The sequence below is a fragment of the Myceligenerans salitolerans genome (assembly GCF_017349295.1).
GTDB lineage: Bacteria > Actinomycetota > Actinomycetes > Actinomycetales > Cellulomonadaceae > Myceligenerans > Myceligenerans salitolerans.
In genome coordinates this window covers 1-12,573 of the sequence record NZ_JAFMPK010000048.1, presented here as the reverse complement: position 1 = coordinate 12,573, position 12,573 = coordinate 1, and the positions used below count along the sequence as shown (strand labels likewise).

The 12,573-nt window shown below is 66.4% G+C and carries 11 protein-coding genes; 10 read left to right on the top strand and 1 reads right to left on the bottom strand.

All coding sequences use genetic code 11. The features are described 5' to 3' along the window. The first annotated feature begins 21 nt into the window (after positions 1-21). The 10 genes from J0911_RS18050 to J0911_RS18005 all read left to right on the top strand — a co-directional run bounded on the left by J0911_RS18050 (position 22) and on the right by J0911_RS18005 (position 11,269). On the top strand, positions 22-681 hold the full coding sequence (locus J0911_RS18050) for a hypothetical protein (RefSeq protein WP_207276901.1): 660 nt from the start codon (positions 22-24) through the stop codon (positions 679-681). A 147-nt stretch (positions 682-828) separates the two neighbouring features. Beyond that, positions 829-2,382, top strand: coding sequence for a sugar transferase (locus tag J0911_RS18045; RefSeq protein WP_207276900.1), 1,554 nt, complete (start codon positions 829-831; stop codon positions 2,380-2,382). Between the two features lie 100 nt (positions 2,383-2,482). Continuing rightward, positions 2,483-3,292, top strand: coding sequence for a glycosyltransferase family 2 protein (locus J0911_RS18040; protein WP_207276899.1), 810 nt, complete (start codon positions 2,483-2,485; stop codon positions 3,290-3,292). Next, the gene (locus tag J0911_RS18035) at positions 3,289-4,284 is read left to right on the top strand and encodes a glycosyltransferase (protein WP_207276898.1); all 996 of its coding nucleotides are present in this window, start codon (positions 3,289-3,291) and stop codon (positions 4,282-4,284) included. The genes J0911_RS18040 and J0911_RS18035 overlap by 4 nt, the downstream gene beginning before the upstream one ends. An 83-nt stretch (positions 4,285-4,367) precedes the next feature. Continuing rightward, entirely contained in the window at positions 4,368-5,948 is a 1,581-nt protein-coding gene (locus J0911_RS18030; protein WP_207276897.1) for a tyrosine-protein kinase domain-containing protein, read from the top strand. Positions 5,949-6,131: 183 nt separating this feature from the next. Continuing rightward, positions 6,132-7,400, top strand: a complete 1,269-nt coding sequence (locus tag J0911_RS18025; RefSeq protein WP_207276896.1) for an O-antigen ligase family protein — start codon at positions 6,132-6,134, stop codon at positions 7,398-7,400. Positions 7,401-7,427: 27 nt separating this feature from the next. Further along, entirely contained in the window at positions 7,428-8,213 is a 786-nt protein-coding gene (locus J0911_RS18020) for a sulfotransferase domain-containing protein (RefSeq protein ID WP_207276895.1), read from the top strand. Between the two features lie 54 nt (positions 8,214-8,267). Further along, the gene (locus tag J0911_RS18015) at positions 8,268-9,803 is read left to right on the top strand and encodes a lipopolysaccharide biosynthesis protein (RefSeq protein ID WP_207276894.1); all 1,536 of its coding nucleotides are present in this window, start codon (positions 8,268-8,270) and stop codon (positions 9,801-9,803) included. Beyond that, complete coding sequence (locus J0911_RS18010) at positions 9,793-10,830, top strand: sulfotransferase family protein (protein ID WP_207276893.1); 1,038 nt, start codon at positions 9,793-9,795, stop codon at positions 10,828-10,830. The genes J0911_RS18015 and J0911_RS18010 overlap by 11 nt, the downstream gene beginning before the upstream one ends. A gap of 151 nt (positions 10,831-10,981) precedes the next feature. Next, a complete protein-coding gene (locus J0911_RS18005) occupies positions 10,982-11,269 on the top strand; it encodes a hypothetical protein (RefSeq protein WP_207276892.1) in 288 nt (95 codons plus the stop codon). Here J0911_RS18005 and J0911_RS18000 read toward each other — a convergent pair. After that, positions 11,266-12,500 (bottom strand): IS3 family transposase gene (locus J0911_RS18000; protein ID WP_372434853.1). Its coding sequence is split into 2 segments (ribosomal slippage): positions 11,266-12,173 and positions 12,173-12,500, totalling 1,236 coding nucleotides; the frame shifts between segments, so codons are not numbered across the junction. The two genes, J0911_RS18005 and J0911_RS18000, sit on opposite strands and share 4 nt — an antisense overlap. Positions 12,501-12,573: the final 73 nt, after the last annotated feature.

The following is a 12,573-nucleotide window of genomic DNA, read 5'->3' as shown; positions in this document are numbered from 1 at the left end:
CGCAACACAGGGGAAAGAGCAATGCTTCGACGCGTTATCGCCGCCGCTTTCACACTTGCGGCCCTGACCATACCCGCCGGCGCGACGAGCGCCGTCGCTGACGAATACGGCCCGGACGAGTTCCCGTGCGACGTCACGCTCGCCGACGGGACCGTGCTGGAGGGGGAGGACATCGACGTCGCCGTGACGTGCGAGGAGGGCCCGGCGGAGTTCGAGGCCGCCGGTGTCGCCGCCACGACACCCACGATGGCTGACGCCGGCACGATGGCGACGCCCATGGTGACCGGCGTCGTCGCCATGACCATGCCGGTGGTCACACACCTCGCCTCCACGGTGATGCCCACGACGAACGGTAACGGTGCCATGGCCACGCTCATGATCACCGATCACGACGGCAAGACCGTCTACAGCCAGGGCATCCAAGTCGCCCAGGGCGAATCCACGACGGCCACGATCCCCGGCCTGGAGCCGGGCGACTATTGGATCAGCCTGGTGGACGCCGAGGGCGAGGACCTGGCCGATCCGGCGAGCCTGACCGTCGTCGCGGCGGCAGAGGAACCGGGTGACGGTCTCGCCGTGACCGGCCCCACCGGCCTGCCGTACCTGGCCGTGGCCGGGGGTCTGCTGGTGGTGGGTATCACCGCTCTGGTCGCGGTCCGTCGTGCACGCGGCAGGGCCTGACCACGGGGTCGACGCCCTCCGGGGCGGACTCCACCGGCCGTGGCGATCGTCCCGGCCGGCCTGATGTCAACGGCCGGGCCGTGTGCTGCGCCCCGTGAGGGTGTGCACACGGCCCGGCCAACAGGACGACTGATCTCGGGGTGGATCGTGACGATCAAGAGAGACGCCGTGTCGGTCCCCGACCTGGATCGCGAGACCGAGGCCATGGAGGAGCAGTTCTCCGGGCCCACGGCCCGACCAGAGGGCTCACCCGCGATTCGCATCGACATTCCACGCCCGCGGCGCGGCGCAGCCGCCCGCTGGCAGGACGATCTCAACACCCGGGCCCTGGTGTTCGACCTGATCGCCGTGAGCTTCGGCGTGGGTCTTGGATACTTCCTCCGGTTCGACCGCGCCATCGACGTGGAGTTGCTCGAACCGCGCGGCGGGCTTTACGTGCTGCTGAGCGTCGCGCTCATGGAGGGGTGGGTGATCGCGCTCGGCCTCGCCGGGTCCCGCCGGCCCGAGGTCATCGGGTCGGGGCGTGAGGAGTACGTGCGCGTGGCCCGGGGCACACTCGCCATGTTCGGAGTCCTGGCCGTGGTCTGCTACCTCGCCAAGTTCGATCTGGCGCGGTCCTACGTCGCCGTGACACTTCCCGTCGGGTTCGCACTGGTCCTGCTCGGGCGGTGGCTGTTGCAGCGCCGGCTGCACGCGCGGCGCCGCCAGGGTGAGTGTCACCGCCGTACCCTGCTCGTCGGATCCCGTGATGCGGTCGGCGACCTCGGGCGGCGTATCGAGCGGGCACGTGGCGCCGGATTCGAGGTGGTCGGCGTGTGCGTGCGCGGGGGCGTCGGATCGCCGTCGCCCCTCGACAGGGTGCCCGTGCTCGGTACCGTCGCCGAGGCTGCCGACGTCGCCGCCAGCGTGGACGCCGACGCCGTGGTGGTTACGGCACACGAGGACGCGACGCCGTCCGCCCTGAAACGGCTCGCCTGGGATCTCGAGTCGACGGGCGCGAAGCTCGTCGTGGTACCCGGTCTGGCCGACGTCGCTGCCCCAAGGCTCGTCATCACACCGGTCGACGGTGTACCGATGGTCCAGGTCACGCGCCCGGGCTATACGGGGCTGCAGCACGGCGTCAAGCGGGCGTTCGACGTCGTCGGCGCGACCGCGATCCTTGCGGTCATGCTCGTACCCCTCGTGGTGTGCGCGGTGCTCGTCCGGCTCACCTCCCGCGGGTCGGCGCTTTTCTGCCAGCAGCGGATCGGGCTGAACGGCGAGCCGTTCACGATGTACAAGCTGCGTTCCATGCGGCAGGGCTCCGAGACGCGGCTGACCGAGGCGCTCGGCGAAGAAGCCGGTGTCTTCTACAAGCCGAAGAACGACCCGCGCGTCACACCGGTGGGCCGCTTCCTGCGCAAGTACTCGATCGACGAGTTCCCTCAGCTCATCAACGTACTGAAGGGCGACATGAGTCTCGTGGGCCCGCGCCCGCAGGTCGCCGACGAGGTGCGGCAGTACGACGACACGTGGAAGCGCCGCCTGTACGTGAAGCCTGGGCTGACGGGCCTGTGGCAGGTGAGCGGACGCAACGATCTCCCGGTCGACCAGAGCGTGCGGCTGGACCTGTACTACGTCGAGAACTGGTCGCTGCTCGGTGACGTGGGAATCCTCCTGCGTACGGCGCGGGAGGTCTTCATGCCCAGCGGGGCGTATTGAGTGGGGCACCGGGTCGGCCCGCGCACCGGGCGGAGTCCGCCGCCCGCATCCGGCCGTACCCCGACAGTGAGCTGCACCCGAGACCATGAGGAGAACGTCCGTGGGCACAGACGGCGATGTCGCCCTGATCACCGTGACCTACAACAGCGCGCGGACGCTGGCCGAGTTCTGGCGGGACCATCCCTTCGGCCGGTACCCGTGGGTCGTCGTGGACAACGCATCGTCCGACGGGTCGTCGCGCGTCGCGGCGGAGCTGGGCGCCCGCGTCCTGGAACTGCCCTCCAACCTGGGCTTCTCGGCGGCCAACAACGTCGGTGCCAGATCGGTCGACACCGACGTGCTGATCTTCTGCAACCCCGACGTCACGGTGACCGAGGAGGGGATCGCCGCGCTCGCCGACGGCGCCCTCCGCCACGGCGGCATCATCGCGCCGCAGCTGGTCAACCCGAACGGGACGCCGCAGGAGAACGGCCGCGGAACACCGTTCCTCACGCGGAAGATCAAGCATCTGCTCCGGCTACCCGATGCGCGGTACCAGCGTTTCGCCCGGCCGGGTGAGCTGGTCGACGTCGTCTGGGCCATGGGGGCCGCACTCGCGGTCACCCGGCGGGCGTTCGAAGCCCTGGCCGGCTGGGACGACGGGTTCTTCGTGTACTACGAGGACGCGGACCTGGGGGTGCGGGCCTGGCAGCAGGGCCTGAGTGTGCGGGTGGACGGGGATGTCCGCTGGCAGCACGGCTGGGGTCGCGAGACGGGACGGGGCTTCTCGGCGCGCGCGTGGCGTCTGGAGCTCGCGAGTGCCTGGCGGTTCTACCGGAAGCACCCGTACTGCCTCGTACCGATGGGCCGGCAGGCCGAGCAGTTGCACCGCATCGACGCAGCGGGCGCGATGATCGGGGTCCGCGCATGAGCGGCCGCGCGGACCGGGCCACGGTGGCGCGCCGGCGGTGGAACAGCACCCCGCAGGTCTCACTGGTCATGACCGTGCTGAACGAGGAGCACGGCCTTCCCGCATTCCTCGAGTCGCTGTCGGCCCAGACGCTGCTGCCCGACGAACTGGTGGTCGTCGACGGCGGCTCGACGGACGAGACCGTATCCGTCCTGGAGTCCTGGGGGACGACCGCCCCGGTGAAGCTGACGGTGATCGAGGCGGCCGGAGCCAACATCTCCGAGGGCCGCAATCTGGCGATCGAACGGGCACAGCACGAGGTCATCGCCGTCACCGATGCCGGCACGTGCCTGGACGCGGGCTGGCTCGAAGCACTCGTCGCGGCGAAGCGGGACGACGTCGACGTGGTGGCGGGGTTCTTCGAGCCGATGTGGAACTCGTGGAACGAGCGGCTGTTCGCCACGGTACTCATGCCTCTGCGCGACGAGATCGACCCCGCCACGTTCCTCCCGTCGAGCCGTTCGCTGCTCGTCACCCGGGATGCGTGGCGCGCGGCCTCGGGCTACCCGGAGTGGCTGGACTACTGCGAGGACCTGGTGTTCGACCTGGCCATGAAGCGGGCCGGGCTCCGGTTCGTGTTCGAGCCGGGCGCGATCGCCCGGTGGTCGGCGCGGGACGGCTGGCGGGCGTACGCGAAGCAGTACTACCGGTACGCCCGCGGTGACGGGAAGTCCGGGCTCTGGCCCCGGCGGCATGCGCTGCGCTACGCAACCTACGCGGCTGGAGCAGCCGGTGTGCTCGCCCCGTTCCCGGCGATGATCCGCCCGTTGCTGGTGCTGGGCTTCCTGGGCTACAGCGCCAAGTTCTTCCGCCGTGCCTGGCGGCGGCGTCCACCGGGGAGGTGCGCCACCCTTCGGTTACTGGTGGCTGTCCCGGTGGTGGTGGCGGCGGGCGATCTGGCGAAGATGGCCGGTTACCCGGCGGGCGTGGTGTGGCGGTGCAGGTCGCGATGAATCTTTCTCATCCGCGCGGCCGGTGCCCGGCACACGACGGATCGTTCGACGGAAGCAATTCAAAACCCGGATCAGGAGCCTACGTGGAACTCTCTCAGTGCATCGCACTACTCCGGAAGCGGTGGCCGTGGTTCGTTGCCTTCACTGTCGCAGGTGTCGCGGCGTTCGGCGTGATGACCTACTTCACCACGCCGGTCTACGAGGCGAGAGCACAGGTTTTCGTCTCCCTTCGGAGCTCGGACAACACCGTCGAGCTCATGCAGGGAGGGAACTACACCGCGAAGCAGGTCGCGTCGTACACGGAGTTGGTGACGAGTCCCAGAGTTCTCGATCCGGTCATCGACGAGTTGGGGCTGGACGAGTCGGCGGGCTCACTGGCCGCGCGAATCCAGGCGGACACCCCGAAGGACACGGTCCTCATCAACATCGTGGTGAGCGGTGAAGTGCCCACCGAAGCGGCCGAGATCGCCGATGCGACGGCACAGAGCCTGTCCGATCTGGTCACCGAGATCGAGCAGCCCCAGGAAGGCGGCGATTCCCCGGTCGAACTCAGCGTCGTCCGCGAGGCGGCGGTCCCGACCAGCCTAGTGTTGCCGAACACACGGCTGAACCTGCTGCTGGGCGGGATGATCGGACTGGTTGTCGGATTCGGTGTGGTGCTCCTGCGGGAACGCCTCGACACGCGGATCCGCTCTCACGAGGACCTTCGGACGGTCACGGACGCCTCGGTGATCGGTATGGTCACGTACGACGAGCACGCTCCTGACCATCCGCTCATCGTGGAAGAGAGCCCGCAGAGTCCCCGGGCTGAGGCGCTCCGGCGTGTGCGGACCAACCTCCAGTTCATCACGCTGGACGCAGAGCGGCGGACTCTGGTGATGACGTCCGCCATTCCCGGTGAGGGGAAGTCGACGACCAGCATCAACCTGGCCATCACCATGGCTGACGCCGGGTCGCGAGTTCTTCTCGTCGACGCCGACCTGAGGCGTCCTTCGGTGTCGAAGTACATGGGTCTCGAAGCCACCGTGGGTCTGACAACGGTCCTGATCGGCCGCATCGAGTTCCCCGGCGCCATTCAGCCCTGGGGGAACAAGAACCTGCACGTCCTGCCCTCCGGGGTTATTCCGCCGAACCCGAGTGAACTACTCGGATCGGCTCGCATGACGGAGTTGCTCGACCAGCTCGCCGCCGAGTACGACGTGGTGATCGTGGACACAGCACCGCTGCTGCCCGTGACCGACGCCGCACTTCTCGCGCGCATCGCGGGGGGCGCCGTGGTGGTGGTCGGTGCGGGGACGGTCCATCGGCTTCAGCTCGCGGAAGCGATCTACACCCTGGAGACCGTCGGGGCTCCAGTGCACGGCATCGTGCTCAACCGGATGCCCGCGGACGAACGATCGGGCGACAGCTATCGCTACTACGAGTACGAGCCCGAGACGCCGGAGGGGCCGCCGAAGGGCAGGATCGGACTCCGCCAACGAGGAATCTGGCCGGGCCCCAAGCCGGACCTGCCCAAGCACCGTCGCAGCGGCGTCGACTCCGACCAGCGTCGTCCTCCTGAGGACCACCCCGCGCAGGATCACGGCTCGGACCTGGCGCCGGCATCCTCCGGCATGTCCGCGCTGGAACAGTCTGGCGATCCGACGATGGAACAGAAGGTGTGACGGGCGGTCATGGCGAAGTATCCGTCCGGTGCCCGGCACCGGTACGCACCGGCCCGGCGCGGAGCGGAGCCGATGGTGCCAGGGCTGTCACAGGCTGTGACGAGGAGAGGAAGGAGCGGGGAACGGAGTCGGCTCGGCACGGTGGTCGCGAGTACCACCCTGGGCACGTGCCTGTTCGTCGTCGTGAGTCGCGGGGCGTTCGAGGCTGTCGCGAGCAAGCAGATCGGCTACGCCGCGCAGGCGGTCGCGTTGGCCGTCATCATCCTCCTGGGCCTGGCCTGCGGCTTCGTGAAGCGTCCCGGACAGCGCTGGATGTCCGCAGCTGTCCATCTCTTCCTCACGGTCGAGCTGATCTCGGTGGCATATGTGATCTTCACGTCGACCACCATCGACCCGTGGAGCTACGTGCTCGTGATGACCCTGTTCGTCTCTCTTATCTGGGCCTACGGGGCTCTGCAGTTCGATGGACTGGCGCGGACCAATGTCATGGCCTGGCTCGCGGCGGCGGCCCTCGTGTCGGTCGCCGTGGCGGCGATTCAGCAGGCTGGTCTGCTGCTCGACGTCTTTCCCGGGAACGACCTGTCGAGCCTCGGGGGCACCGTGCGGCCTGCCGCGATCACGGGAAGCTACCTGCACTACCCGTTGGCGGTCGCCCTGATCTGTTTCGCCTTCGTCCAGGCATGGGCCTCGACACGCCGTGGCTGGTACGGAATCGTGGCGTTGATCCTCGCGGTCGCGGTCGCAGCCAGCTTCTCCCGGTCCGGCATGGTCATCCTGGCCGTGGGCGTCCTGTGCTACTTCTTGCTGTCCGCAACTCTCAGCCAGCGAATGCGCCTGGCGTTCATGGTGATCTTGGTGGCGACCCTCGCAGCAGTCGCCTTCGAGGGCACTCCCTACTGGAACCGCTATGTCGGTGGACTCGACTCGGGGGCGGCTGGCAACCAGGTCCGGATCACCAAGTGGTTCACGGGAATGGAGTACTGGCTCGATTCTCCACTCCTGACGGGCGGGTACACGGGACACTTCACCAACGTCACGGGGAACTTGGGTGGCGAGGCCGGCGGGGTGCTCGAATCTGGCCTTATCCAGCAGCTCGTGAGCTTCGGCCTCGTGGGCACGATCGCCTTCTACCTCTTGATGGCAGGCGTTGTGCTTGCGGTCAGGCCCGGTCACCGCTGGCTACGCGCGGGCCTGATCGGAGCGATGCTGCAGACCCTGGTGTACCAGTCGATCGAGGTCGTTCCGTTCATGGTGCTCTTCTGCCTGATGCCGCTCGTGTCCACTCACCTCGGAAGGAGCCGGCCCGCCACGGGTGAATCTCGCCCGGGTGTCGCCCTGAGCCAGTCTGCTCACCGTCGAACCGGGCAGGTGCTTCGCGCACCTGGCCTTCCTGCCCGCCAGCCGTCTGACAACCAGAGGACGGTATCCGATCAACCCTGGGCGAGACGCTGAATCGCCCCCGTCCTGAAGGAGAAGATCATGAAACCCCCCGCGACGATATTTCACTTCTCTTATCACAAGTGTCTGACCGTCTACTTCATGCGCGTGATGAAGCGTGCACTCGTGACCCTCGGCCCGCACGGTATGACGACGACGTTCCGACATCTCAACAGCAGGGCCGAGTGGTTGAACCAGGCGAGGAGCGACTATGTGATGGTCTCTCTCAACAACTCGCTCCCGGACCTCGAATCCTTGGGCGACGCGAAAATGTCTCGGTTCATGCGTGATCCGCGTGACCTCTTGGTTTCCGGATACTTCTACCACAGGCGTGGCGCAGAGCCATGGTGCAACCTCCGGTCACCGACGGCCGCTGATTGGAGGATGGTCAACGGTACCGTGCCGACGGCCATGCCAATCGGAATGTCATTCGCCGAGTACCTGAAGTCACAGGACGTCGAGGCGGGCCTGCTGGCGGAGCTCGAGTTCAGGCGGCGACACTTCGAGTCGATGGCGGCGTGGCCCGATGAGGATGAAAGACTGCTGGTCTTTGACTACAGTGAAATCATAGGAAATGAGGAGGCCGTCTACCGCAGGTTGATGGATCATTACCGTCTCCCTAAAATTCGAAGGATCGTAGGCATGCACGCGGTGCGCCAGTTCTCCGCGGCAACAGCCAGCAGAAAGACGGACCACGTTCGGAACCCACGACCCGGCCAATGGCGGCAGGTCTTGACACCGACGGTCCTTGAAGCGCTCGAAAAGCAGCATCCGACACTTCTGGACGCGTACGATCGTCAGTTCGCCAAACGTACTCGTGTGGGATAGGGCAACCGGGATCGTGCCAGCCATAGTTGGCGTTGCGGGGAGGTAGAAGTGGGTGTGAGCACGGTGGTGCGGTCGAGTGACGGGCTCGGCGGGAGGGCTGCCCGTGGCGGAGTGATCGCCATTTCGGGCCAGCTGGCGAGATCGATGGTCAATGCCGGCGCGATCATCGTCCTCGCTCGCCTGCTTGACCCCTCTGCCTTCGGATATGTTGCCATGGTCGTTGCCGTAACCGGCTTCGGAGAGGTGCTGAGAGAGGTCGGGCTCTCGAAGGCGGCCGTCCAGGCAGCAAGATTAACAACCGGCCAGAGAGACAACCTGTTCTGGATGAGCACCGGGATGGGTGTCCTGCTCAGTGTAGCCATATTCGTCGCGGCACCGCTTGTCGCGTCATTCTATGAGCAGCCTGTGTTAGAGGAGATCACGCGCTGGATCGCCGTGACTTTTGTGCTGAACGGCCTAGGCGCTCAGGCGCGAGCCAGCATTCAGCGCGACCTACGGTTCGCCACGAACGCTGTGATTGATATCGCGGGCCCAGCGCTCGGTCTGTGCGTCGCCGTTGCCATGGCGCTGCACGGTGCCTCGTATTGGGCGCTTGTCGGGCAGCAGTTGACGATCGCTGTCGTCGTGAACGTCGGGCTGCTGCTCGTCGCGGGGTGGGTTCCGGGATTTCCTCGCCGCGGGGAGCGGATGCGGGAGCTCGTGGGCTACGGTGCGAATTTGCTGGGCGCGCAGAGTCTCTGGTACGTGAGTTCCAACATCGACACGATTCTGGTTGGGAGCAGGTTGGGGCCAGCTGCCGCCGGCATGTACAACCGGGTCTTCCAACTCATGAAGCTGCCGATCACGCAGTTGAACAATCCTGCAATGCGTGTGGCACTCCCGGTCCTTTCCCGGCTGCAGGAAGACAAGCAGCGATATCGGGAATTCCTGGTGCGGGGGCAGTCCGTTTTGCTTCACCTCGTGATCCCGGTCCTGGCGTTGGCCGGGGCGCTCGCAGGCCCGGTCATCGAGATCGTGCTGGGGCCGGCCTGGATTCCGGCGGTGAGTACTTTTACCGTCCTGGCGTTGGCCGGCCTCTTTCAGGCGGCTGGATTCGTGGCCAACTGGATCTTTATGTCGACCGGTCGAACCCGTGCTCAACTACAGTTTGCTCTTGTGACCCGGCCGCTGATGATCGTTGCGGTGATCGTGGGCAGCGCCTGGGGGATGGTTGGTATCGCGGTGGGTTATGCCGTATCCATGATCGTCTTCTGGCCTCTGTCGCTCTGGTGGGCAGGGCGCGTGTCGGGCATCGGCGTTGCGGTTCTGTTCGGCAATGCTCTGCGCGCCATCATCGGCCATCTCGTGCCGGCTGTCGTTGCCGCGGCAGTGGTGAGGCTGATTGCTCCGGCCAGCCCGTTGCACGCGCTTGGTATCGGCATACTCGTCATGTTTCTCGGTCTCTTGCTCGAGGTTCTGTGCTGGCGCAAACTCCGGATCGACTTGCGGAACGTGTTAAGAGTGAGACATTTGCTGAGGAGGAGACCAGGTAGGCGTGAAGCACGCGACTGGGTCCGGAAGACGAACTCGAGGGGGCGGTATGCCGAGTAGTGCCGATGGCGCGGACAACGTGCGAACGCCTGCAGGCCATGCCGGAGGACACCTTCGCAGGCTGGTGCTGATCGTTGGTTCGGGCCGTAGCGGGACAAGTACGTTGACGGGCGTTCTGAAACGCCTGGGGATGTACGTTCCTCAACCGGAGGTTCCGGCCGATCGGAGCAACCCCAGGGGCTTTGGCGAGCCGCAGTGGGTGGTGGACTTCCACTCGCGGCTGCTCAAGCGCGCGGGCGTGCGCACGGCGGACGCCGCGCCTGACGCCCACCGACACACCGCGATGCTTGCCGCGAACCACGAGGTCCGGGATCGGTTGAGCACCTGGCTCAGTGCGCAGTTCGAGATTTCATCGGACGTGCTCGTGAAGGATCCCAGGCTGCTCTGGTTCCTCGACGTCTGGCGAGAATCGGCTTCCGATCTCGGAGCCGATGTCTCGTCCATCACCATGCTGCGCTCACCCACCGAGGTGGTGCGGAGCAAGGCCACCAACTATCACCGCTTCAGCCCGTCGGTGATGGTGTCTGGTTGGATCAACACGATGCTCCTCGCGGAGCGTCTCACTCGCGGTTCGCGCCGATCCTTCCTTCGGTATGCCGATATCCTGGCCGACTGGCGCAGCCCAGTCTTCGGCATGGCCCGACTACTTGACATCACGCCGGTCCTCCACGCGGATGAAGAGCTTCGGCGCCGAGTGGACGAGTACATCGACCCAGGGCTGCGGCGTAGTGGCGTCGAGTGGGATGGCTTGCCCGTGTCCCGAGAGCTCCTTCAACTCGCCGACGATGTCTGGGCGGAGTTGTCCGCCTCCGCGGAAGAGATCGATGCTCCGGGGGTCACGGCTCGCCTCGACGCCCTCTTCGCCAGACATCAGATGACCCACCGCAATCTCATGGCATCGACGCTGTATCTCAGGATGGCAGACCGGATCCCACGACAGGTCGTGGCTGCCGTGCCCGAGCGTGTCCAGGCTCGCTTATCGCAAGTCATGCGACCTTTGCTCGATGAACGGGCACAGCACGGGTGAGAACGCTATTCATGTGGCTTGTCGGTAGAACTCGAGGTTGACGATGATGTGGATGACCCGACTTGGCTCACGATTCCGGGTTCGCGGTGAGGGCGGCTCTGTGGCCTGCTGGGATGCTCGCTGAAGTGTGCGTTGGTGCGCACTAATTGGGGTGTCTATCGTGCTCGTCGTGGCGTACGTGCGGACGGTGAAGACGGCCTCGGGTGCCCGGGCGGTGCAGATCGTGCACTCCCAGCACAAGGGTTCCCGCGACATCGAACACGTCGGCTCCGCGCACACCGACGCGGACTGGGAGCTGCTCGTGGCCGCGGCGCGGCAGAAGATCGCCGCGGGGCAGGGGGAGCTGGACCTGCACCTGCCGGACAGTCCTGCGAACAGCGGCGGCCCGTTGCCGATCACCGGGGCTTCCCCCCGAATGGTGGACACCTCGGTGTGTTAACCAGCAATCGGCATTGTAGTGGCGAGGTGAGTATTCTCGAAATCGATTGGGCTCATGTAGTCGCAGTAGGAGTGTCGTCGTCGCGTGTTGTAGCGGGTGACCCACCGGAACACGGACTTCCTGCACTCCCGGGCCCCGTTCCAGCGGCGTTCACCCTGGAGAGTCTCGCGCTTGAGCGCGGCGTTGAAGCTCTCGGCCAGCGCGTTGTCGGCGCTGGTCCCGACCGCGCCGCGTGACAGGGTCAACCCGTGCCGCCCGGCCGCGGCGAGGAAGTCGTCCGAGCAGTACTGACGGCCGTTGTCGGAGTGGAAAATCGCCCCAGCCAACGAGCCTCGTTCGCGGGCGGCCGCATCGAGGGCCTCGATGACCAGGGTGTCGCGCATGTGGTCGGCGATCTGCCAGCCGACCAGGCGCCGGTTGAAGCAGTCGATCACCGTGGCCAAGTAGAGGAACTGCCCATCCCCGATCGGCAGGTAGGTGATGTCACCGACGTACTTCCGGTTCGGCGCGTCGGCCGTGAAGTCGCGTTCTAGCAGGTCAGGGACCTTCGGGGCGTCCTTGGCCGGGACCGTGGTGCGGACCTTCTTGCGCAGGTGGACCCCCACAACCCCGTGCTCGCGCATCACCCGGGCCACGCGCTTGGCGTTCACCACGACCCCGGCGTCGCGCAGCTCAGCGGTCACCCGCGGGGACCCATAGGTCCCATCGAACTGCGCGGTGATCGCGGACGCCTTCGCGGCCAGATCGGCGTCCGCCGCCACACGCTCGGCCCGACGATCAGCGCCATCACGCCACTTGTAGTAGGAAGACCTGCCGATCTGCAGGACCTCACACAGCCGCTTCACCCCGTAGGTGTCATGGAACTCGGCGACGAACTGGAAACGGCTCACCAGGTCGTCTCGCCCGCGAAATACTTCGCCGCCTTGCGCAGGATCTCCCGCTCGGTCTCCAGCAGTGACTTGTCCGCCCGCAACCGCTTGACCTCCGCGCGCAGCCGCTCCAGCTCCTCAGCCGCCGTCTCAGGCACCCCCGCCCCGCTCGACCCACCGCCGTCATCGGCCCGACCAGCCGCCGTCGGCGACGTCACACCAGCGGCCTGCAACCACCTCGACAGGGTTCCCTCGTGAACTCCCAGGTCAGCAGCGATCTCCTTGATCGTCGCCCCCGGCGTGGAGGAGTACAGCTCGACAGCGTCGGCCTTGAACTCCTCCGGATAGAACTTCCGCACCATGACGGTGAACTCGCTTCCTCCGGACCAAACCAGGTCCAGTCTCTCGCGTGTCCACTACTCAGGGGGAAGCCCC

Excerpts from the sequence above, each read along its gene's own strand:
- J0911_RS18010 (WP_207276893.1), top strand. The coding sequence starts at position 9,793 with ATGCCGAGTAGTGCCGATGGCGCGGACAACGTGCGAACGCCTGCAGGC.
- J0911_RS18035 (WP_207276898.1), top strand. The coding sequence starts at position 3,289 with ATGAGCGGCCGCGCGGACCGGGCCACGGTGGCGCGCCGGCGGTGGAAC.
- J0911_RS18020 (WP_207276895.1), top strand. The coding sequence starts at position 7,428 with ATGAAACCCCCCGCGACGATATTTCACTTCTCTTATCACAAGTGTCTG.
- J0911_RS18050 (WP_207276901.1), top strand. The coding sequence starts at position 22 with ATGCTTCGACGCGTTATCGCCGCCGCTTTCACACTTGCGGCCCTGACC.